The 23,224-nt window shown below is 47.0% G+C and carries 20 protein-coding genes and 2 rRNA genes; 9 read left to right on the top strand and 13 right to left on the bottom strand.

The genetic code is table 11. The annotated features are described in order from the left end of the window. Positions 1-24: 24 nt before the first annotated feature. The 4 genes from B156_RS0100110 (at position 25) to B156_RS0100095 (ending at position 3,444) form a co-directional block, all read left to right on the top strand. Positions 25-996 (top strand): polyprenyl synthetase family protein, encoded by a 972-nt coding sequence (locus B156_RS0100110; protein ID WP_018617560.1) that lies wholly within the window; start codon positions 25-27, stop codon positions 994-996. An 82-nt stretch (positions 997-1,078) separates the two neighbouring features. After that, positions 1,079-1,699 (top strand): rhomboid family intramembrane serine protease, encoded by a 621-nt coding sequence (locus tag B156_RS0100105; RefSeq protein ID WP_018617559.1) that lies wholly within the window; start codon positions 1,079-1,081, stop codon positions 1,697-1,699. A 5-nt stretch (positions 1,700-1,704) separates the two neighbouring features. Continuing rightward, entirely contained in the window at positions 1,705-2,613 is a 909-nt protein-coding gene (locus B156_RS0100100) for a LytR/AlgR family response regulator transcription factor (RefSeq protein WP_026260485.1), read from the top strand. Between the two features lie 135 nt (positions 2,614-2,748). Beyond that, entirely contained in the window at positions 2,749-3,444 is a 696-nt protein-coding gene (locus B156_RS0100095; protein ID WP_018617557.1) for a DUF2306 domain-containing protein, read from the top strand. A 4-nt stretch (positions 3,445-3,448) separates the two neighbouring features. Here B156_RS0100095 and B156_RS0100090 read toward each other — a convergent pair whose 3' ends face one another. The 6 genes from B156_RS0100090 to gldB form a co-directional block, all read right to left on the bottom strand. Beyond that, entirely contained in the window at positions 3,449-4,147 is a 699-nt protein-coding gene (locus tag B156_RS0100090) for an SGNH/GDSL hydrolase family protein (protein ID WP_018617556.1), read from the bottom strand. A gap of 84 nt (positions 4,148-4,231) precedes the next feature. Beyond that, positions 4,232-5,309, bottom strand: a protein-coding gene (gene prfB / locus B156_RS0100085; RefSeq protein ID WP_157626878.1) for a peptide chain release factor 2 whose coding sequence is annotated in 2 segments (ribosomal slippage) — positions 4,232-5,248 and positions 5,250-5,309 — 1,077 coding nt in all. Because the reading frame shifts where the segments join, the coding sequence is not laid out codon by codon here. Between the two features lie 172 nt (positions 5,310-5,481). Next, the gene (locus B156_RS0100080) at positions 5,482-7,287 is read right to left on the bottom strand and encodes a MutS-related protein (protein ID WP_018617554.1); all 1,806 of its coding nucleotides are present in this window, start codon (positions 7,285-7,287) and stop codon (positions 5,482-5,484) included. 71 nt (positions 7,288-7,358) lie between these two features. Next, positions 7,359-7,775 carry a Fur family transcriptional regulator gene (locus tag B156_RS0100075; protein WP_018617553.1) on the bottom strand — a complete coding sequence of 139 codons (417 nt, stop codon included), beginning with the start codon at positions 7,773-7,775 and terminating at the stop codon, positions 7,359-7,361. Positions 7,776-7,806: 31 nt separating this feature from the next. Beyond that, entirely contained in the window at positions 7,807-9,621 is a 1,815-nt protein-coding gene (locus B156_RS0100070; protein WP_018617552.1) for an ABC transporter ATP-binding protein, read from the bottom strand. A gap of 85 nt (positions 9,622-9,706) precedes the next feature. Beyond that, positions 9,707-10,681, bottom strand: coding sequence for a gliding motility lipoprotein GldB (gene gldB / locus B156_RS0100065; RefSeq protein WP_018617551.1), 975 nt, complete (start codon positions 10,679-10,681; stop codon positions 9,707-9,709). 39 nt (positions 10,682-10,720) lie between these two features. On the opposite strand from gldB, the gene B156_RS0100060 reads away from it, so the two are divergent. Then, positions 10,721-11,620, top strand: coding sequence for an outer membrane beta-barrel protein (locus B156_RS0100060; protein ID WP_018617550.1), 900 nt, complete (start codon positions 10,721-10,723; stop codon positions 11,618-11,620). A gap of 19 nt (positions 11,621-11,639) precedes the next feature. Here B156_RS0100060 and hisF read toward each other — a convergent pair whose 3' ends face one another. From hisF to B156_RS0100040, 4 genes are all read right to left on the bottom strand, one after another. Further along, positions 11,640-12,395: an imidazole glycerol phosphate synthase subunit HisF gene (gene hisF, locus B156_RS0100055; RefSeq protein WP_018617549.1), complete on the bottom strand. Its 756-nt coding sequence runs from the start codon at positions 12,393-12,395 to the stop codon at positions 11,640-11,642. A 188-nt stretch (positions 12,396-12,583) separates the two neighbouring features. Then, entirely contained in the window at positions 12,584-13,306 is a 723-nt protein-coding gene (hisA, locus tag B156_RS0100050) for a 1-(5-phosphoribosyl)-5-[(5-phosphoribosylamino)methylideneamino]imidazole-4-carboxamide isomerase (protein ID WP_018617548.1), read from the bottom strand. A 26-nt stretch (positions 13,307-13,332) separates the two neighbouring features. Further along, positions 13,333-13,938 (bottom strand): imidazole glycerol phosphate synthase subunit HisH, encoded by a 606-nt coding sequence (gene hisH, locus B156_RS0100045; RefSeq protein ID WP_018617547.1) that lies wholly within the window; start codon positions 13,936-13,938, stop codon positions 13,333-13,335. A 179-nt stretch (positions 13,939-14,117) separates the two neighbouring features. Further along, positions 14,118-15,059 (bottom strand): DUF72 domain-containing protein, encoded by a 942-nt coding sequence (locus tag B156_RS0100040; RefSeq protein WP_026260484.1) that lies wholly within the window; start codon positions 15,057-15,059, stop codon positions 14,118-14,120. A gap of 162 nt (positions 15,060-15,221) precedes the next feature. Between B156_RS0100040 and B156_RS0100035 the strand changes: the two genes are divergently transcribed. Then, positions 15,222-17,873 carry a valine--tRNA ligase gene (locus B156_RS0100035; RefSeq protein ID WP_018617545.1) on the top strand — a complete coding sequence of 884 codons (2,652 nt, stop codon included), beginning with the start codon at positions 15,222-15,224 and terminating at the stop codon, positions 17,871-17,873. Between the two features lie 145 nt (positions 17,874-18,018). Next, entirely contained in the window at positions 18,019-18,537 is a 519-nt protein-coding gene (locus B156_RS0100030) for a D-glycero-alpha-D-manno-heptose-1,7-bisphosphate 7-phosphatase (protein ID WP_026260483.1), read from the top strand. A gap of 270 nt (positions 18,538-18,807) precedes the next feature. Here the strand turns inward: B156_RS0100030 and B156_RS0100025 are convergent, their stop codons facing one another. Further along, entirely contained in the window at positions 18,808-20,292 is a 1,485-nt protein-coding gene (locus tag B156_RS0100025; protein ID WP_018617543.1) for a type III PLP-dependent enzyme domain-containing protein, read from the bottom strand. Positions 20,293-20,559: 267 nt separating this feature from the next. Here B156_RS0100025 and B156_RS0100020 point away from each other — a divergent pair, with 267 nt between their 5' ends. Together B156_RS0100020 and B156_RS0100015 are read left to right on the top strand one after the other, a co-directional pair. After that, on the top strand, positions 20,560-21,918 hold the full coding sequence (locus B156_RS0100020; protein WP_018617542.1) for a UDP-N-acetylmuramate--L-alanine ligase: 1,359 nt from the start codon (positions 20,560-20,562) through the stop codon (positions 21,916-21,918). Between the two features lie 50 nt (positions 21,919-21,968). Then, a complete protein-coding gene (locus tag B156_RS0100015; RefSeq protein WP_018617541.1) occupies positions 21,969-22,520 on the top strand; it encodes an LOG family protein in 552 nt (183 codons plus the stop codon). 113 nt (positions 22,521-22,633) lie between these two features. On the opposite strand, the gene rrf is transcribed toward B156_RS0100015, so the two are convergent. Both rrf and B156_RS0100005 read right to left on the bottom strand, forming a co-directional pair. Beyond that, positions 22,634-22,744: ribosomal RNA gene (rrf, locus tag B156_RS0100010) — 5S ribosomal RNA — on the bottom strand. A gap of 133 nt (positions 22,745-22,877) precedes the next feature. Beyond that, positions 22,878-23,224, bottom strand: a 23S ribosomal RNA gene (locus B156_RS0100005); the annotation flags it as partial.

The raw sequence follows: 23,224 nt of genomic DNA, 5'->3' as shown, positions 1-23,224 counted from the left end.
AAACAGGCAGTAATGCTTAGCCGAATGAGTCCAGCTATTTTTGTTGATGCCCTCCAAAACGAACTTCAGTCTATTCAATATGGGCACTCCCCTGCCGAACTCTACGACCCTATTCGGTATATTATGAGTCTTGGCGGTAAGCGTATGCGTCCCCTGATGACGCTTATGGCTACCTACCTGTTTACGGATGACTGGCAAAAAGCAGTTCGTCCGGCGCTGGCGGTTGAGGTATTTCATAACTTCACGCTCATGCACGACGATATCATGGACCAGGCTCCACTACGTCGTAATCAGCCAACAGTTCACGAAAAATGGAATGGTAATGTGGCTATTCTGTCCGGTGATGTGATGCTGGTTAATGCCTACCAACTGTTGTTATCTGTTGAAGGCGACAAATTAAAGCCGGCGCTGGAGCGGTTCAGCCGGACAGCTGCCGAGGTGTGCGAAGGCCAGCAGATGGATATGAATTTCGAGACCCGCTGGGACGTTACCGAAGGCGAATACATCGATATGATTCGCCTTAAAACGTCGGTTCTGCTGGGCTACGCGCTTGAACTGGGCGGCTTAATTGCGGGTGCAGGTGAAACCACCCGGCAACATCTGTACGAAGGCGGAATGAACATTGGGGTTGGTTTTCAGCTGAAAGACGATTTATTGGATGTGTATGGTGACCCAGCCAAATTTGGCAAGCAGGTGGGGGGCGATATTATTGCGAACAAGAAAACGTTTCTCCTCATTGAGGCCCTTCAACAGGCTCAGGGTTCAGTAAGAGAAGAACTGACTGACTGGTTAACCAAAACGACATTCGATAAAGCCGAGAAGGTGCAGGCCGTTACGGCTATTTACGACCAACTGGGTATTCGTCAGCTTACCGAATCCCGCATTACGGGTTACTTTGACCGGGGCTTTGCCAATTTCGACCAGGTTGATGCAGACCCTGACCGGAAAAAGTTATTGATTCAATTTGCCCATCAATTAGTTGAGCGGGAAAGCTGATTAAAGAAGTATGATGTAGACCGCACAGTTAACCATTTTATCGATCATACATCATATAACTTCATCCTATAGTATACATCACATGAGCGTTACCCTTATCATTATTGTTATCACCGCCATCATCAGTATTATGGCCTGGAATAATTACAGCCTGATGAACCGCTGGATCATGAACCCCTATCAGGTGGCAAACCGGGGGCAGTATTACCGACTGATAACCTCAGGCTTTCTACACGCCGACTGGGGTCATTTGATTTTCAATATGATTAGTCTGTACTTCTTCGGGGGATTCATTGAGCAGGTATTCGGCTTGTTATTTGGACCAATGGCACCTCTGTATGTAATTGGCTTCTATCTGGCAGCCATTCTGGTTTCTGATATCCCGACCTTTCTAAAACACCGTAACAACCCCGGCTACAACTCACTGGGCGCATCGGGGGGTGTATCAGCCATTATTTTTGCTGGTATATTGTTCCGTCCATTGACAGATATCTGTCTTTACTTCGCGTTTTGTATACCCGGCTTTATTTTCGGCGTATTGTATTTGGGCTACTCCTACTACGAGTCCCGACGGGGAGCAGGTAATATTAACCACGATGCCCACTTTTACGGAGCGCTGTTTGGCGTTCTGTTTATGGTTTTGGCGTACCCCTCAATTCTGCCTAACTTCTTTGAGCAAATTTCAAGCTGGCGGTTATTTTAGGTATTATGCGTATACCCGAGTTATTCAGGCAGCCCTATCCCTCAACTGAATCGCCCACTCGGGAAATGCGTCAGGCGGCTATAATTGGGCTGTTCGTTGGCTTATTCTTATTGGTTTTTCAGCCCTTCGGTCTGAGTTTTTGGCAAACACCTGATAAGCCGCTGAAGATACTCGGTTTTGGCCTGGTCACGTTTGTCATTACGGCATTCAACTTTACGGTTTGGCCCCAATTATTCCCCCGGCAATTTGCTGATGAACGCTGGAACGTAGGTCGGCAAATTATGCTCATAACGGGCAATATTTTGCTGATTGCGATTGGCAACCGACTTTATCTGGAGTGGATGCTCAGTCAGGAAGGCTACAAAGACTACACCAGTTGGCTTGGAATGATACTGGTCACCTTTCTTCTCGGGCTGTTCCCCACAACGGGGGCCGTTGTGTTCAATTATATACGTAAGCTGAGAAAGTACAGTCAGTCGGCGGCTGGTTTTCCCGTATATCCACCAACGCCGGCAGAGCCAGCGAATTGTACAGAAACCATCTCTATACCTACTCCCAGACGGGAAGAAACTCCGTTGACGCTGGTTTCGGATAATGAAAAGGATATTATAACGTTAGACGCGGCTCAATTGCTCTATATTGAATCGAGCGATAACTACTGCACGGTCGTTTATCAGAAAGATAACCAGCTGGTAAAACCGCTTCTGCGTAGTAGCCTGAGCCGGTTGGAAGGACAGATTAATCGGCCGCGCATTGTGCGCTGCCACCGGTCGTATGTGGTCAACCTCGATCGGGTTGAGCGGGTTACGGGTAATGCGCAGGGTTACCGATTACATTTGGCCAATGGTTTGGTACAGGTGCCCGTTTCGCGGCAATATAATGAAAGTTTGGTGGTGGAGTTGAAAGCCTTGTAAAACAGCCCACCGTTCGTCCCTGTCCTCTTTTTCCATTGCCAAACGTCCCTAAGCTTGCTGTTTATCCCTCTTTTTTGGACCTGGTAAGGTGCTTGTCGTAGGTTTGTTTCAACGAACGACAAACGCAAAACGGTCATGAAAACGCTTATCTTATCCCTTCTGATTACACACATTGCGGCTGGGTTTACAGCCCTGATAGCTGGTCTGATTCCCATGTTTTTTGAGAAAGGAAATCAGCTTCATAAACGGACCGGCCTGATTTACGTGTACTGCATGATTATCGTTGCCCTGACGGCACTACTATTATGCACATTACAACCCTTCAAGATGATGCGCCTGTTTCTGGCGGGCATTGCCGTGTTTAGTTTTTACCTGTGCATAACCGGCTGGCGGGCCACGAAGCAAAAGAAATCCGGCCCAACGACAGCGGATAAGGCATTGACACTCGTAACGCTGTTTGTTAGTTTGGCAATGATTGGGTTTGGCCTTTACCTATTAACCACAAACGGCACATCGTTTCTGCCAATTGTGTTTACTTTTTTCGGCGTACTAACCCTTGTATTTGCCGGTCGGGATGTTCAACTGATGGCTAAGCCAACGGAAAAGATGCATTGGTTCTTTCAGCACTTTACCCGCATGGGCGGCTCATACATTGCTACGTTTACGGCCGCTCTGGTAACTAATGTTGGGCGGGTCCTGCCCGCTACTGCTCCAGAATGGACGTATACAATGAGCTGGATTTTGCCTTCTATAATTGGCGGAGCTATCATTAGCCGGACGGTGAAGTTCTACCGCCAAAAGTTTAGCGGACGCAGGGCATCTATAGTGTAGGATATTATTTTTTCAGGATTTCCTTTACGGTCGGGATGGCCGCTTCGGCCCACTTTCGCATCTGCTTGCCCGAATAATGCAGACCATCGCTGGCAAACTGAGAATCGTCGCCAGCGGCTGCCCGGGTTGCCGGAGTAATATCAACAAAAGCGATACCGGCTTTCTGGCACTCATCCTTCGCGATGGCGTTGAATTGGTCAATCTGCTCACCAATCTGCGTTTTGTTCTGTGACGATGCGTAGGGTGAACGTCCCCAATCGGGGGTAGACAGCACAAAAACATGGTCGGCTTTACCATTGGCGAAGTTGACGGCCGTTTGGAGCAACGATTTAAACTCGGTACGGTAGCGGTCCTGACTCTGGCCCCGGTATTGATTGTTGACCCCAATCATCAACGAAACCAGGGCATATTTTTTTTGATTACCACTACTAGTTATAGCGTCCTGTAGTTCGGCGGTGGTCCACCCTGTACGGGCAATGATATCCGGGTCTGCCACGTCCAGCCCCTGATTACGAAGCATACCGGCCAATTGAACGCTCCAGCGGTCGGCAGCCGATACGCTTTCACCAATGGTGTATGAGTCTCCCAGCGACAGGAAGGAATACATCGACGCGCTGGCGTTAGGATTAACAACCATATTCTGTTCGGTTGTGGACTTCGTACAGGAAAATAGAAACGGAATGATGAAAAAAATAAGTTTCATAATAGTTTGAGTAGCTGTGCTGTTATGTACGTCCGGTTTTTTTCCCTGGATTGCTTTTACCTTTACAACTACTCAAACCGGACTTTATTCCTGCTCCAGCAAAAACGCTTTGATAAATGGGTCAATGTCGCCGTCCAGCACGGCATCAGTGTTAGATGTCTGGTAGCCGGTGCGGTGGTCCTTCACCCGTCGGTCATCCAGAACATAGGAACGAATCTGGGAACCCCATTCTATTTTTTGCTTACCCGCTTCTACCTCATCGCGGGCAGCATTACGTTTCTGCACCTCGATTTCGTAGAGTTTTGATTTCAGCAGCCGCATGGCTACTTCCTTGTTCATCAACTGACTCCGCTCCTGCTGACACTCAATAACCAATCCCGATGGCGCGTGGTGCAACCGGACGGCCGTTTCTACCTTGTTTACGTTCTGGCCACCCGCTCCACCCGACCGGAACGTATCCCAGCGAATATCGGCAGGATTGACATCGATTTCAATGGTATCATCAACAAGTGGGTACGCAAACACGGAAGCGAAAGAGGTATGCCGACGGGCGTTGGAATCGAAGGGCGAGATACGAACCAGACGATGGACGCCATTCTCCGATTTCAGAAATCCGTAGGCCAGTGCGCCATCTACTTCGATTGTAGCTGATTTGATACCAGCGGTATCCCCCTCCTGATAGTCGACCTGCTTTAGCTTGTAGCCGTGTTTTTCGGCCCAGCGCATATACATGCGGTAGAGCATATCGGCCCAGTCCTGGCTTTCCGTACCACCGGCACCGGCGTTTATTTCCAGCACGGCGCTGAGTTGATCTTCCTCATTACCGAGCATTTTCTTGAGTTCGAGATCGTCGAGTGTTTCCGAGACTTTTACACCCTCCTCATCAACCTCTTCTTCGGTTACCTCTCCCCCTTCGTAAAACTCGAATAGCGTTTCCAGGTCTCCGAATTGACCGTTGAGTTTTTCGTAACCGGACGTCCAGCCTTTCAGGTTGCGGACCTGCTTCATCACACCTTCGGCACGGGCGGCATCGGTCCAGAATTCGGGCTGGAATGTTTGTTGTTCCAGTTCAGCTAACTGTTCTTTTTTAGTATCGTAGTCAAAGATACCTCCTCAGGGCCTCTACTCTGGCTCTCAAGTCGGTCAACTGGTCGGTTGTCATGAACTTGTCGTACTTGATGAAAAATGAAAGAGCGAAAGAGCAAAATCCTTCAGCTCATGTAAGAATACAAAGATAGAACAAAAGGGCCGAAGGGATTTGTTTCGGAAGGTTACGTGGGTGGTCCAGCCCGTTTTGGGGTATATCCTAACTGGATTTTGCCCGGAGGCAGGTTTTATTTTTGTACTTCACCCATTTCAATACCGATGGCCTGCATCAGTTGGCTGGCATTAAAACTCTCGCAAATACCCGTGCGGAGTTTGTAATCGAATACAAGTTCTCCATTGTTGAGGTCGGACTGGAAATGAAAATTCCGCACGAAACTATCAGCATCGGTGAGTTGACCTAATTCTAAATCATGGGTTGATACAAAGCCGGAAGCGGTGGTCTGGTGCATTTGTCGAATGAGGGCTTCGGCTCCCCGATGCCGGTCGGCGGAGTTGGTTCCTTTTAGAATTTCATCCAGAAAATACAGTACCGGGATTGCCTTTTGTTGCTTGGTTAACCCAATCAAGGTTTGCAACCGTTTAAGTTCGGCATAGAATGATGAGGTGCTCTCTTCCAGCGAATCCTGTGTGCGCATACTGGTGAATACACGAACGGGTGAACACCAGAACCGTTCGGCACTTACAACCGCTCCCGCCAGTGCCAGCACCACATTGGCCCCAACGGTCCGCAAAAAAGTGCTCTTTCCCGACATATTAGAGCCGGTTATCAAAATCGTTTGCCCGTTACCAGCAAACGTCAGCGAATTTCCGATGGAGCGGTCTGGTGCCAGCAACGGGTGAGCGGCCTGACTAAAATCCAGCGTCAGTGTATCATCGACAATATCGGGCGTAGTGTAGGCTGGGTGGGCGTAGGAAAACCCGGCCAGGCTATTGAGTGCTTCCAGTTCGCCCAATGCGTCGAACCAAACGCTGAGGTCAGCGCCGTAGTGCTTGCGCCAGGCTTCGAGTCTCAACAAGTAGTGAACATCCCATAGAGTAGCAACGCCAAATAATAAATAGAAATACGGGTTTCGGCGATAATTCAAGCCTTCGGTCAACCGGAAAAGCTGCCCAATCGCAGTTGACGCAGCGTGAGAATCAGCTGTCAATGACTGCCGAATAGCCGCTATCCGAGCACTAGTACCCGCAACTTTCTCTGCCTGCTGGAACAATTCCCGAAAGGCTTTCAACGCAGTTGAGATGTCTACCGTTTGCTCGCTAACCTCAACAGCCCGCGCCGATAATCGACTGAGCACCAACCCATGAATGGCCAGCCCGAATAATACGCCTGAACCGGGCAAATAACCCAGTAGCCAGGAAACGAATAGGCCCAGTGTAATGGCAGGAAAAAGAAATCGGATAACATTTAAGTAGCCGGGCAGTGGCACAGATTCGGCCGTTGCCCACTTGACCAATGCATCTGGCGAGCGATTAACCGTTTCTTCCAGATAAGCCTGTGCTTCAAACTCCTGCCGCCAGTTAAGCTCCGGCTCAAGCTCGGCCACCGCTTCCTGGCGAAGACGAATAGCATCTGGATTGGCAGGTGCTTTGAGCCACGTAGCTAGTCGATTCTGCCCCAGATACGTGTGGGTTCTATTCAAAAGTCGAAAAAGCGAGTGTTTCCCAAACACGTCCAGATCACCCGTGTAGCTGTGCGTCGGACTGGAGAATTGTTCCCCCGTGTCGGGGCGCAGGTACTGCCGTTTCAGTCGTGATGCTTCATCCTGATTAATAAACGCCAGATAATGATTCAGATCCCGCTCCCGCTTTACCTGCTGGTGTTTTTTTAACAGAATCAGGAAGCCCACTATGCCAGCTAACAGAGCAACAACTGCGGCCAGTTGCTGGTCGAGCCGGATAAGCAGCCAAACCCCCAGTACACTACCGATAAACCACACAAGCCGCCAGAAGGCCAGTCGGTTATGTTTTTGCTGAGCAATTTGTTCAGCATAGCTAAATTGCTGTTGACGCTGGAGGAAAATTGTTTCGGGCATATAATAATACAACCGGTTTACCAGAGTAGTAACCGGAAATTATAATCTATGAATGACAAGGTTTTCACCCATTATTGATTACACCCCTGGCAAACGCCTTGAATCAGCAGATTCGTTTCTTTACGGTCGTACCCTTTGGGTAGGGTAATGGGTGGAATGCCTACCTCGTCCAGGCAGGTGGTTTGACCACAGGCTTCACACTTGAAATGGATATGGTCGTGGTGATGGTGGCCATCCGCACAGGTTTCCCGGCAAAGGGCATATTTTGTCCCCCCTTCATCATCCAGGACTTTGTGCAGTAAGCCTTTGTCCAGAAATGTTCGTAGTGTGCGGTAAATGGTTACCCGGTCGTGGTCGGGGCCAAGACCATTCTCAACATCGTTATGCGCCAGGGCCCGACCCGCGTTCAGAAACAAATCAAGTACTTCCTCGCGCCCGTTTGTATGGCGCAGGTTAAATTCTTTCAATGTTTTAGATGCAGAAGCCATACCTATTTATTGGTTGTTCTCTAACAACGAATTACAATGTGTTTTCGGTCGTTTCGAATTGTAGCTTTACCAGATTGGCGTAGATACCGTCTTCCTGCAAGGCAAGCTCGTCGTGGGTGCCGGATTCGGCAATCTGCCCTTCGTTTATGACATAAATTCGGTCTACTTTGCGGATGGTTGCCAGGCGGTGGGCAATGATAATGGTCGTACGGTTTTGCATCAGTTTATCCAGTGCTTCCTGCACCAACCGTTCCGACTCGGCATCAAGCGAACTCGTTGCTTCATCAAGAATAAGAATAGCCGGGTCTTTCAGGATGGCCCGGGCAATGGCAATTCGCTGCCGTTGCCCGCCCGATAATTTAACCCCCCGTTCGCCCACAATGGTTTGCAGGCCTTCGGGAAACGAGTCGATAAACTGGAGCGCATTTGCTTTGCGGGCTGCTTCCCGAATCTCGGTTTCCGAAGCTCCGGCCTTACCGTACTGGATATTTTCCATAATGGTACCGCCGAAAAGCATAACCTCCTGTGGTACAACGGCAATATTCTTACGTAACTCAGTGACATTAAAACCGGCCAAATCACGACCATCAACGGTAACGTTTCCGCTACCTACCGGATAATACCGCATTAGCAGTTGAACAATCGTTGATTTACCGGCTCCACTCTGCCCGACCAGCGCAATTTTACGCCCGGCAGCTACGGATAGTGAAATGCCTTTTAGCACGGTTATATCCGGACGGGATGGGTAAGCGAATCGGACATCCGTAAATTCTACATTTCCCTGTACGGGTACAAAGAGTGGCAATTCCTCAGCAGCGTTCACTTCCGAAGGCTCTTCTAGAATTTCCAGAATCCGCTCCGACGAGCCAATCGTTTTCTGCAACTGAGCGTACAAATCGCCCATTCCAGCCACGGAGCCACCAATGAATGTGGTGTATACAATAAACGTCAGTAAATCGGCAAAAGGCATTTCATTAGACAGTACCAGTGAACCGCCGTACCAGACAACGCCAATGATACCACCGAAGAGCGCGAAGATGATGAACGAAACGAACACTCCCCGGAATTTGGCGGCATGCAACGCCGTATCGACAACCAGTTGCAGCGCCGAGCCATAGCGGTTTATTTCCAGTTTCTCGTTGGTGAATGCTTTCACCACATTGACCGATTGGAGTGTTTCTTCAACGATGATGTTCGCCTGAGCCAGTAAATCCTGCGCCTTTTTCGATAAGCTGCGAATAAACCGACCAAATACCATAGCGGCCACAATAATGATCGGAAAGGTAGCCAGCATAAACAGCGTCAGCTTCCAGGATACATAAAAAATGATAGCTGTACCAATCGTGAGCGTGCCTACCTGCCGAAACAGTTCGGCTACTGTTAGCGTCAGTACATCCTGTAACTGCGAAATATCGGACGAGATACGACTGGTCAATTCACCAACCCGCCGTTGTTCAAAAAAGGGAATGGGCAGGGTGATAATTTTACTGTAGGTTGCCCGGCGTACATCGGCCATGGCCCGCTCACTTACCTGAGAAAAAAAGTAAATACGGAAAAACGAAAAGATGGCCTGAGCTATCAGGACGCCGACAAAAAACAGCGTCACCTGATTAAGCGTAAAAGCCGAATTACCCTGAATAACACTCGTAATCTGACCAATGAGCAAGCCAAAACTCATGGTTGTACCCGTCGACAGAATCAGAAACAAAAACCCAATAATGTATTGAGTCCGGTACGGTTTCACGAACCGGAATATACTCAGGGCTTTTTTTACTCCCTCGCTGCTTAGTTTCTTTTTATCTTCCGGATTGGCTTCTTCACCAAAACTTCGTCCTCGTTTTGCCATAGTTACTGGTAGTTGATAAACGGTCTTTTGTCAGAGCATTCGTTGCATGTATGCTTTTAGCCGCTCCTGCTCCGTTACAAGCCGATTATTCTTTTTGTCCTTTGTAGCCCGATTGTTCAAAGATCTGTCGGGCATCGGCGTTTCGCATCAGCTCGGCCATGCTAACACCGGCGTGTTCATCATGATATTTCCCGACAATTCGCCATCCCAGCCAGCGACCAATAGCACCGGGAGCAGCCTGACCAATTTCGGCGGTAAACGGTCTTTCGTTCAAATATCGCTGTTTTACGGCCGGATTCGTTTGATACAACAATTGATTATCAATAAAATGTGCCCAAACAACGTCTTGGGCATTAAACGTTTGGGTCAATTGCTTATCTGAGTAACCAATGATTAAACTATCTGGCACCTCGGGCAACATGCTTTTAGTGAACACATACCCTTTACCGTAGTAAATCATATCGGCCAGCATTGTTTGATCGGTACGGTTAGTGGCATTGTATTTATCTGAAATAGCAAAAACAATGGCCGGGACGATGTATTCCTTAGCATAACGGCGTAATATGTATTCAGGAAATTCCTGACCTGGTGGGCGGTATTTTGCTTTAGGACCGGCGAAGTAATCAAGCCCAATCACAATAAGGCTATCCGTAACGACCAGATCAGGCCCCATAAAGCCTGTTGAAACGGTAACGACGTTGGGAGAGTTAAAGTCAGGAAAGTCTTTTCTGATGTTGGCAAAAGCATCGGCTAGCTGCATACGCAGGTCGGCCATGTCGCCAAACTGGTCCTGAATCTGCTGGTTAAAGGCAATAAGTGCTGGATTGGAAGTCCGGTTGGTCAATTCATGAACCAGGGCTGTATCATTTCCGGCATCGTTCGCGTTAAAGTACAATTGAGCAACGGCCGGATATTTATTCAATAAAGCCCGGACACTGTCGGGCGACTTGCTGGAAAAGAGTTGCTTATCGAGCCGGACAAACGCTATATCTTCGTTCTTCTGACACGAAGCTACTATAAACAGACAAAAAATCCCCGTCAGGGCTGCGCGTAGGTGCATGAAATGGGATAGTTTTCAATATAGAAAACGTGCAAAATTATGAAAAAAGTTGCAGGGTTAGGGTTGATTTTGGTTCTCTGGGCAGGTAGCCTCGGTTGGGCACAAACGGCTTCGAACGCATTATACCGGTTACGGACAAAAGAATCCAGCGTAACAGAAAAGCGATTTCGCAAAATTCTGGGTGATAACTACGACGGTCAGGACCAGAATAAGCGGGACTACGACGATGATAGAAAAGGCCGTAAACGAAAAAAGGACCGGCAAGCTAATGATGAGGCCGAGAATAATGGCTATGGTTCCGGACCTGACTATGCCTGGCCAACGCACCTCATTGAAATGAGCATCCGGTTTGCTCCCTCCCTCAATCTGAACACCGCCGAAGGAAAGGGTGCTTATGCCGGTTTCCAGAACAATGGACCAGGGGTTCGAATGAGTGTGGGTCCATCACTGGACTACTTTTTCTTCAAAAACCGCTATGCTTTTAGCAGTGGCCTTTGGTATACCATAAAGCGTTCAGGTTTTCAGATGCCCGGCACGTTTGGTCAGGCCCGCTGGAATCCGGGCACGCCCGGAAAAGAATCGGTGTACAATTTACAGTACCTGCAAATTCCGGCTACGGTGAAACTGTTTGCCAACAACATCGCGCCCAATCTGCGTCTGTACGTACAGACGGGTGGTTTGTTTAGTGTGAAGTTGGCAGAGAAAGCACTGGACCAGGCTCGAAATGGCCTTTATACTGCGGAGAACGGAACCAGCAGGCAATATGGATTTGTTGATATTGAACTGTTACTCGGTACGGGTATTCAGTACAAAATCAATCAGAACAATGCCGTCAACATCGGCATGAGTTACCAGCGAGGATTGATAAACGTATCTCGCAGCAGCGAGTTGATATCCAAAAACCGTATTGTTTCAATGGAGTTAGGATTCCGGTTTTAATGTCTACTCCAGTTATCTGTCACAACCGCATTTCGACCCCATTCTCTTGCAAATAGCGCTTTAGAACAGGAATGTCGATTTCCTTGAAGTGAAAAATACTGGCAGCCAACCCTGCATCAGCCTTACCCGTAGTAAACACATCGACAAAATGTTCCATTAACCCGGCTCCACCCGATGCAATGACGGGAATATTGGCCGAGCCTGAAATTTGAGCAGTCAATTTAATGGCAAAACCGGCTTTAGTACCATCTGTATCCATGGAGGTTAACAGAATCTCACCAGCCCCCCGGTCCTCAACTTCTTTAGCCCAGGCAATTGTTCGTAACGCTGTGGGTCGACGACCACCATACGTATGAACAATGTGTTCACCGTTCACGTACCGGGTATCAATGGCCACTACAATGCATTGGCTACCAAATTCCAGTGCCAGTTCGTTTACCAGTTGGGGATTTCGAACGGCGGAGGAGTTAATTGAAATCTTGTCGGCTCCCGCATTGAGCAACGCCGATACATCGGCAACGGATGAAATGCCGCCCCCAACCGTGAACGGTATATTGATGGTATGCGCCACATTGCGCACGAGTTCAATCAAGGTCTTTCGTTCGTCGACGGTAGCCGTAATATCCAGAAAAACCAGTTCATCAGCACCCTGCTCGGCATAGATAGCAGCCAGAGCAACGGGATCGCCAGCGTCGCGCAGGTTGACAAAATTAGTGCCTTTTACGGTACGGCCGTCTTTAATATCAAGGCAGGGAATGATGCGTTTTGTGAGCATTATTGTTATTGATGTTAAAAATGCGTTTAGGTCTCTTTAAAACAGTGGTATTGACCTTTCCATCAGCGGGCGAATTAATTCGCCCGCTGATGGAAAAAGGAAATAGCAAATGGGTATGTAGACTATTTCAACCCGGAATTTCTTACAGTTGACTGACTACTCTGGTCACGTTTTCGTTAGCGTTCATTTTATATCCCACTAATCTTCTGTAATTCGCTCAACGTCACACGCCCTTCATAAATCGCCTTACCCACAATAACACCGAAAACCCCCATATCAGCCAGGATTTCAATATCGTCCATGTTGCTTACGCCACCACTAGCGATAATCTGCAAGTCGGGAAAGCGGTCTTGCATATTTCGGTACAGGTCAAACGAAGGTCCCTGTAGTAACCCATCTTTGGCTACATCAGTGCTGATAACGTACTTGATTCCCTTATCGACCCATTGCTCCAGAAAGTCGTAGATCCAGACATCGGTCCCTTCTTCCCAACCACTTACCGCGATTTTCTCGTTTTTTGCATCGGCTCCCAGAATTATTTTTTCCGGGCCATGTTTCGAAAGCCAGCGCTCCAGCTCATCGGGTTGCTTCACGGCAATACTGCCGCCTGTAACTTGTTTGGCCCCGCACTCGAACACAATGCGTAAATCCTCATCGGACTGTACTCCTCCTCCGAAGTCGACGTTGAGGCTCGTCTGGGAGGCTATCAGTTCCAGCACTTTCCAGTTGATAACCCGTTTTTCTTTAGCGCCATCGAGGTCAACGAGGTGAAGTCGCTTCAACCCAGCCCCTTCAAATTGTTTGGCCACTTCGAGCGGCCGGGCATTGTATTCTTTCTTTTGGTTGTAATCACCCTGAGTCAGTCGAACGGCTTTGCCATCAATAAGGTCAATTGCGGGAATAATGTACATAGTGATGTAGACGTCTTGTGCGACTGTTATTTTGCTTGTCCGTGTTGTAGGTTAAGGAAATTATCCAGAATGCGTTGCCCGGTATCTCCACTTATTTCCGTGTGAAACTGGGCTGCGTAAAAATTATCGCGGTGCAGCATTGCACTAAACGGACGAATATAATCGCAAATAGCCGTTGTTTGCGGGCAAACATCAGCCGCGTAACTATGGACGAAGTAAACGTAGGCATTTGCGGTTATTCCTGCCGTCAGCGGCCCCTGCAACGAATGAATATTGTTCCAGCCCGTGTGGGGTACTTTAAAGCCAGGCGTAGCAGGAAACCGCCGAACATCAATATCAAAAATACCCATACACGTTGTATTGTTCTCTTCCGAATACCGGCACATGAGCTGCATACCCACGCAGGTACCCAGCACAGGCTGTTTCAGGGATGGTATTAGTTTATCCAGTCCGCGTTCCCGCAGGTAAGCCATGGCCGTGCTGGCTTCGCCCACACCCGGAAAGATAACCTTGTCAGCCGAACGTATTTCGGCTTCGTCATCCGTCAGCAGGTAGCTGGCACCCAACCGTTCCAGGGCGTACATAACCGACTGAACATTGCCGGCGTTGTATTTTATAATGACCGTTTTCATAAAGTAAAAGCCCGGCTCTTGAGCAGAACCGGGCTTTGTATATTGTGGAAATCAGAATTGTCTATCCGGACTCACAAACAAATGCATCTCGTTCTGCTGCGTTACCGCTCAGAATGGTGATGCCGATATGTAATGAGTTGCAAAATCATGGGGCAAATGTAAAGGGTGCTATCTGTAATTCAAAACAAACTCCCCTGCACCACTTTGGGCTGCAGGACTGGTTCGCGCAGATTTAGGCCGCAATGCTTATTCAATTCACGAACCCAGTACAGGATAAGTTCGGGTGCTGTATCATTGTCGCCACCGCCGTGAATGAACAGATAAGCCGTTTGTAAGCCTTTGTCAAACCATATTTTGAGCCGTTGTATCCAGGCATCCGTACGGGTATGATCGGTTGGGTGGCCGGCGTTGGCATTGAACCGCAACGTAAGTACCGGGCTACTGAGGCCCATGTGCAGCACGTCGCGTCTGCTCGATACGTCGGTGATAACTACATGCCGACGCATTTGATACAGCCGTTCGAGCGTTTGCTGCCAGACCGGTCCGCCGGTGCGGTTCTCTTTGCTAAACCAATCCTCATGCCGAAACTCGACAGCCACGTCCAGTTCGTCCGGTAAGCTTTTGAGATAGGTTTCGAGTACCGGCCATTTATCGGGACCGAATGTTGGGGGTAACTGAAGGAAAGTCATTCCAAGGAACTCTTCCAGATTTAACACCGCATTGACAAAATCTTCGGTTAACCCTTCCGTAGCGACTAATTGACGTTCATGGCTGATTATCTGCGGAAATTTAGGACAGTACGTGAAATTTTCGGTGGCTTCCGTTTTCCACTTTTCAATCATCCCCGCAGTGGGGATTTGATAGTGCGTCAGATTGAGTTCGATTGTATTGAATTGCCGGGTGTAGTAATGCAGGAAATCACGCTCCTTGGCATTCGACGGATACACTTTACCCACATAGTCTTTATTAGCCCATATCGGCCCGCCGATGTAAACCATCGGCCTTGCATTCACATTGCCGCTCGTGTGTTCAACAGCATTCCAGATTTTAGCATTAAACGGTGAACCGGGCGGCAACGCAAAATTCACGGTGTCAGGGTTGTGTATTTTCCCAAATTCCATAGCAGTATTGACGAAGAGTAGCAGTAAAACGGGCAAACGCTGGCTTTCGTTTTTTCACCCTACCCAATTTAGTTAATTTTGCTCATTATTCGCAGCCCAAACGCTGGATTTTACGGGATAACCTTCCTTTTAAGTCCAGTCTGGTTGAGCATCAATAGCTATATGATTTCGAAGACATACGCCCCCCAGGAAATAGAAGAAAAATGGTATCAGTATTGGCTTGATAACCAATTCTTTAAATCAACTCCCGACGATCGGGAACCGTACACAGTTGTTATCCCGCCCCCTAACGTGACGGGCGTGCTGCACATGGGCCACATGCTGAACAATACCATTCAGGATGTACTGGTTCGGAAAGCGCGTATGGAAGGCAAAAATGCCTGCTGGGTACCGGGCACCGACCACGCCAGCATTGCCACCGAAGCAAAAGTGGTTGCTATGCTGAAAGAACGGGGCATCAATAAGCATGATTTGACCCGCGACGAATTTCTGGAGTATGCCTGGGAATGGACCCACAAATACGGCGGTATCATTCTCCAGCAGCTTCGTAAACTGGGTGCATCCTGCGATTGGGACCGGACCCGCTTCACGATGGAACCCGATCTGCACGACTCCGTTATCGACGTATTTGTTGACCTCTATAATAAGGGGCAGATTTACAGGGGCGTTCGTATGGTTAATTGGGACCCGCAGGGTGGAACGGCGGTTTCGGATGAAGAGGTCATTACAAAAGAACTTCAGCAAAAACTGGTTTATATCAACTACAAAATAGCTGGGGCCCAAGGGCAGGAAGCGGACTATATTACCATTGCCACCGTTCGACCGGAGACGATTATGGCCGACGCAGCCATTGCCGTGAATCCGAACGATGAACGATACAAACACCTGCATGGCAGAAAAGCCATTATTCCGCTCATCAACCGCGAAATTCCGATCATCACGGATGAGTACGTCACAATGGATTTTGGTACGGGTGGTTTGAAGGTTACCCCAGCCCACGACCCGAATGACTATGCGTTGGGTATTACGCATAATTTGCCCGTTCTGGACATTCTAAACGATGACGGCACCCTGAATGAAAAAGCGCAGATTCTGGTTGGGCAGGATCGTTTTGTGGCCCGTAAAACAATCATTAAGCTGTTGGAGGAGTCGGGCAATCTGGTTAAAACGGAAGAGTATAAATCAAACGTTGGCACATCTGAACGCACAGGAGCGGTAATCGAGCCGAAACTATCGTTGCAGTGGTTCCTGAAAATGGATGAACTATCAAAGCCCGCGTTCAAAAACGTCATGAACGACACTGTTCAGCTGCACCCGGCTAAGTTCAAGAACATGTACCGTTCCTGGATGGAAAATCCGCACGACTGGTGCATTAGCCGTCAGCTGTGGTGGGGACAGCGCATTCCGGCGTTTTACATGCAGGATGGGACAATCATCGTGGCAAAAAATAAACATGAGGCTTTGGAGAAAGTACAGCATGAAAAATTGCTGTTTGCCATGACCGAAGCCGACCTGACGCAGGATGAGGATGTACTGGATACCTGGTTCTCCGCCTGGCTCTGGCCCATGTCGGTTTTTAATGGGCTGAAAGAGCCCGACAGTGGCGATATCAATTATTATTATCCGACTAATGATTTGGTTACAGCTCCCGAAATTCTGTTTTTTTGGGTAGCCCGAATGATTATCGCCGGTTACGAATACCGTGGTGAAGCCCCGTTCAAAAATGTATACCTGACCGGTATTGTGCGGGATAAACTAGGTCGGAAAATGTCGAAATCGCTCGGTAATTCTCCCGACCCACTCGACCTGATTGAAAAATACGGTGCCGACGGTGTGCGAACGGGCATGTTGTTCAGTTCAGCAGCTGGTAATGACCTGATGTTCGATGAGAAACTGGTGGAGCAGGGTCGGAATTTTAGTAATAAAGTATGGAATGCATTCCGATTGGTAAAGGGCTGGACGGTTGATTCTTCGTTACCACGAGTTACTCAAAATGAGTTGTCCATCGGCTGGTTTGATGCTAAACTCAACCAGACGCTTACCGATGTCGAAGACCTGTTTAGCAAGTTTCGTATTTCGGAGGCCCTGCAAGCCATTTACAAGCTTATTTGGGACGACTTCTGTTCGCAGTATCTTGAACTAATTAAGCCAGCTTTCGAGCAGCCAATTGATCAAACCACGTTTGAGGCTACCATCAATTTCTTTGAGAAACTCATGAGTCTGGCGCATCCGTTCATGCCGTTCATTACGGAAGAAATATGGCAGGATATTCGCGAGAGAGAATCCAGTGCCAGTATTTGCATTGCCCCATTCCCAAAGCCAGAAGTAGTTGACCAGCAAATACTAGCTTCTTTCGAGGAATTTTTTGAAATAATTTCCAACGTGCGAAATGTTCGCAATACTAAACAGATTTCACCAAAAACGGCTTTACCACTCACTATCAAAACGACATTGCCCGACCGATTTCAGCCGTTTGAGTCACTAATACGTAAGATGGTTAACGTTTCAACTATCGCCTACGTAAGCGACTTGCCCGATACAGAATCTTCAGCCAGCATCTCTTTCCTGATAAAGAGCGATGAATTTTTCGTGAATATTGCCGGTCAGATTGATACAGAACAGGAAATTACCAACACCCGTAAAGATTTGGACTACAATGATGGTTTCCGTGATTCAGTACTAAAAAAACTATCGAATGAGAAGTTTGTAGCCAATGCAAAGCCTGACGTTATTGAGCGGGAACGCCAGAAACTGGCTGATGCAGAAGCTAAAATTCAATCATTGAAGCAACGTCTTACGGATTTAGGTGCTTAGGTGGTGTACAGTGTGGATTTACGTCCTGATTGACTTTCAAAATACCAGCAGCGGCTTGAAATTTGTTTTCTATTTTTTGACTCAATAATGCAATTATTTGGCCAAATAATTGCATTATTGCTTTCCATACATTGGCCACATGAGTATGAACAAGTGCATCTTTCTTGACCGGGATGGTGTGTTAAATGAAGATCGAACCGATTATGTTTATCGGGTCGATGATTTTATCATTCCTGAGGGCGTACCTGAAGCCTTACGCATGTTGAAGGATGCGGGTTATCTGCTCATTGTTATCACGAATCAGGCAGGAATTGCAAAGGGACTTTACACCCGAAACGATGTGATGATCTGCTATCATTATTTGCAGGATCAATGCGGCCGCCTTATCGATGATATTTATTTTAGCCCTCATCACCCAAAATACAACTCGGAATCACTCACCCGCAAACCAGGCTCCTTATTGCTGGAAAAGGCAATGGCGAAGTATAACATCAATCCAGACGCTTCCTGGATGATTGGTGACGCTTTGCGTGATATGCAGGCAGGGAAAAGGGTAGGGGTCCAGACGGTGCTTATTGCACCCGATAAAGAACAGTCATCAGAGTACGATAGCTGTGCAACCAATCTATTGGAAGCCTCACGGTATGTATTAGCCACTTCATAAAAAATCACGGCTCAGTTTTTAAAACCGAGCCGTGATTTGCAAATCAGCTATTACCGTTTACACGCGGACTTGAGTAGAAACAGGTTTTTGTACGCTGCCATAGGCCGGACAGTTTGCCTTGCGGGCGCAGGATCCAAGAGACATTGTCGCTAATACGACACCTAAAACCATTATTTTTTTCATATAGCTATTTTCCATTTGTACCGTTAGTAGTCAGACTATTAAACGAAAATAGTGCCAAAAGCTATACGTAAAACATAGTGGTAGGTGTTAATTTTCCTCCCGCACCAACTCAACTTCCTCTTCGCGTTCTTCAGCAGCTTCTGTAGCTTCAAGTTCTGTCATACCGGGTTCGGCTCCACCGTATCCCAGAATTTTTAGCATCACTTCGCTATTTTGCTCTGGTGCAAATAGTCGGGAGCGCAGGTTCCCCTCTTCATCTTTATCGACAATCACGTGCTGTGGGGCAGGAATCAGGCAATGCTGTATACCACCGTAACCACCCAACGATTCCTGATAAGCCCCCGTATGAAACAAACCAATATATTGGTCTTCAGCGTCCTGATCAAAAATTGGTAGATACAAATCTGCACTATGGGCTTCAGTATTATAAAAATCGTGCGAATCGCAGGTTAAGCCTCCGAGGTTGACTTTCTGATAGGGATTCTCCCAATTATTTACCGAGAGCATTATATATTTCTGGCCCAATCCCCATGAATCGGGAAGTTGTGTGATGAATGAACCATCAATCATATACCACAACTCTTTGTCATTCTGTAATTTCTGGTCGATTACTTTATAAATCACCGCCCCACTTTCGCCAACCGTAAAGGAGCCAAATTCGGTGAAAATATGAGGTACCGGAACATTATTCTTATTACAAATCCATTGAATACTTTCCACAATTTGATCAATCATGGCTTGGTAATCATACGTAAACTGGAAAGACGTTTGAATTGGCATTCCTCCACCAATATCAATTGAGTCCAGATCTGGGCAAATTTTAGCTAGTTCGCAGTACTTATACATGAACCGGCTAAGCTCACTCCAGTAATAAGCACTGTCTTTGATACCCGTATTAATGAAAAAGTGAAGCATTTTCAGCTTGAACTTTTCATTCGGCTGAATTTTGCTCCGATACAACTCATTTACATCGCTGTATCGAATACCCAGACGCGAGGTGTAGAAGGCAAAGTTTGGCTCTTCGTCGGTAGCAATACGAAAACCGAAATTGACGGTGTCCGCAGTTATTGAATTTTCGTACGCTTCAATTTCCTTCAGATTATCAAGTACCGGTATGCAGTTCGTAAATCCTTCATTAATCAGTTCACTAATGTATTGGGTATACAGAGGTCGTTTGTAGCCATTACAGATTATATAAGTCCCTTTATTGATCTTTTCAGATTTGTAAAGTTCCCTCAGAATTTGAATATCATAGGCTGATGAAGTTTCCAGATGCACATTATTTCTGAGCACTTCATCAAGCACAAACTTGAAGTGAGATGACTTCGTACAATAACAGTATGTATAGTTACCCTTATAATTATACCGCTTCATTGCATTTCTGAACAGCAGTTTAGCATGCTCTATATGCTCTGTAATCTTCGGCAAATAAGTCAGTTTCAGCGGAGTACCGTACTCTTTAACAATATCCATCAATGGAACATTATTAAACATTAATTCATTGTTCTCAACATTAAACTCCCGAGTTGGAAACTCAAAAGTCTGGTCAATCAAGTCATAGTATGTCTTCATCCCTTCGTTAAACGCGTAAAGTGAGGTAGTTCTATACCAGCAGAACAAGTGCCATTTTAATAAGACAGATGCGAATTTGATCCCGAAAGCCGGGCTTTCCAAGTGAAGTATATTCGCACGTTAATAAACCAAATTACGGAGGGTTTGATTCGGTGAGTTACGAAAATTAACACTTCCGAAACATCTTGAGCTAATGGGCCTATCTGATTAACCAGGCAAACCAAAAAGAAGCCGTACTTTTGTCTCTTTACACTGATTAGTTATCGAATGCCAAAGTCCATCCACTTCATTTCTATCGGCGGCAGTGCTATGCACAATCTGGCACTAGCGCTCCAACAACAAGGTCATACTGTTACCGGCTCCGATGAAACAATCTACGAACCGTCAAAGACACGTCTACAACAATACGGTTTGTTACCTCCTCAAACAGGTTGGTTTCCTGATAAAATTACCACAGGTATCGATATTGTTATCGTAGGAATGCACGCCCGAAGCGATAATCCTGAATTAATAAAATCGTTAGAATTGGGGCTACCAGTCTATTCTTATCCTGAGTACATTTACCAGCAAAGTCAGCAAAAACAGCGCGTAGTCATAGCTGGTAGTCATGGAAAAACGACGATTGCAGCCATAATCCTTCATGTGTTAAAGCACCATAATCGGGTTTTTGACTACTGGATTGGAGAACCTGTTCATGGTTTCGATACCACTGTTAGGTTATCATCTCAGGCGCCACTCATCATCATCGAGGGTGACGAGTATGCATCCTCCCCCATCGACTCACGCCCTAAGTTTCTGCACTATCAGCCTCATATTGCGCTCATCAGTGGTATCGCCTGGGACCATATTAATTTGTATCCAACCTGGGAAGACTACGTCGATCAGTTTGAATCATTGGCAGAAGCTATGCCAAAGGCGGGCATCCTTATTTTTGATGAGTCCGACGATATGCTCGATGTAATTGGACAGAAGGAACGGGCTGACATAACTAAGCTTCCTTACTTTCCACACCCGAGTGAAACGATCAATGGTAAAACCCATCTGGTCACAAAGCAAAAAAATCGTATCCCCATAGACCTATTTGGTCAACACAACCTAAAAAACATTGCTGGTGCCTTAACTGTATGCGACCGCATAGGAATTACAGAGGAACAATTTTACCAGGCTATCCCAACCTTTACGAACGTTAGTAAACGGCTGGAAAAAATTGCTGAAAATAATAACAGGGTTGTTTACCGAGATTTTGCCCATTCACCCGCTAAAGTTGAAGCAACTACGGAAGCTACGAAACAAAAGTATCCGGATAAAAAAATGTTAGCGGCTTTTGAATTGCACTCTTCTGATAATTTGAACAATTCATTTCTGTCGCAGTATAGAGACACAATGGATGCCGCTGACACAGCCGTTGTACTCATGGCTGCACAGTCTTCAAGCAATAACAACTCAATCGATTTAACTGATGTTGCAAAAGCGTTCAATCGGCCTGATATGCTTGTTTTCACCAATGCATCCGCTTTTCAGGATTACTTACTTCAGCAACGAAATTCGTTTCAAGTGTTTTTGCTCATGAGTTCAAGTTCATTTGGTGGTATTGATGTTGAAGGGTTAGCACATCAATTAGCCTGACAACAACATTTTCACCAGTCAATTATCCCCAATACTCTTTTCACCAATTCATGAATAGCCTTGTAGTTTACTGCGGATCAAGTGTAGGTAAAAACCCGATTTACAACGAAGTTGCTATTGAACTTGGAAAAAAAATGGCTATCCATAACATTCGTCTTATCTACGGAGGTGGAGGTTTTGGATTAATGGGTAACGTGGCTAATGCCGTTTTAAATAATGGTGGTGAGGTGACGGGCGTTATTCCAAATTTTCTTGCTGACCTTGAGGTCGCTCATAAAACACTGACAGAATTACATTTTGTTGAGACCATGCATGAACGGAAATTCAAAATGGTTCAACTTTCAAAAGGGGTAATTGCATTACCAGGTGGCTATGGAACACTGGACGAGCTATTTGAGATTCTGGCATGGCGTCAACTCAAACTGTATGATGGCCCAATAGGTATCATTAATACCAACGGGTATTATGACCTCATGATTCAGCAACTTGACCGTATGGTAGCGGATGGCTTTTTAAAAATTGAAAACCGTGCTTTACTACTAATTGCGGATTCAGTAGATGAGATGTTACAGATGATAAGCGATTTTTGGGAAGCAATTTGACCAATTCCTCCCAAAGTAAACAGGTTACTGATTAGCCAACCCCACTTTTACATGGAATTATAAACGAAAAAAGGCCAGTTCTTGTGAAAGAACTGGCCTTTTTAATTTCAGTCAGGTGGCACCTTCCTACTCTCCCACCTGTGACAGCAGTACCATCGGCAGTACGGGGCTTAACGGCTCTGTTCGATAAGGGAGAGGTGTTCACCCGCCTTCAAAGCACCAACCAATTGACTCTTCTGACCTGCCCGGCTTAGCTGCCTGACCCGTCAATGTCGTTGTTTCTTGCCCCGCAGAGAGAGATTCGACCAATCAATAAACCAATTAATATCACAAACACAACGCGGTCATAAAAGCAAATTCTTTACGCTTCCGGGGTCATTAGTACGGCTCGGCTCAACACATCTCTATGCTTCCACCTGCCGCCTATCAACGTCGTCGTCTACAACACCCCTTTATACCGGAACACTCATCTTCAGGCCAGTTTCGCACTTAGATGCTTTCAGCGCTTATCTGATCCCCACGTAGCTACCCGGCCGTGCCTGCGGCCAAACAACCGGTACGCCAGCGGTGAGTCCATCCCGGTCCTCTCGTACTAAGGACAGATCCCGTCAGTATTCCCACGCCCACCACAGATAGGGACCGAACTGTCTCACGACGTTCTGAACCCAGCTCGCGTGCCACTTTAATCGGCGAACAGCCGAACC

The sequence above is a fragment of the Spirosoma luteum DSM 19990 genome (assembly GCF_000374065.1).
GTDB lineage: Bacteria > Bacteroidota > Bacteroidia > Cytophagales > Spirosomataceae > Spirosoma > Spirosoma luteum.
This window is presented reverse-complemented; position numbering and strand designations above follow the sequence as displayed.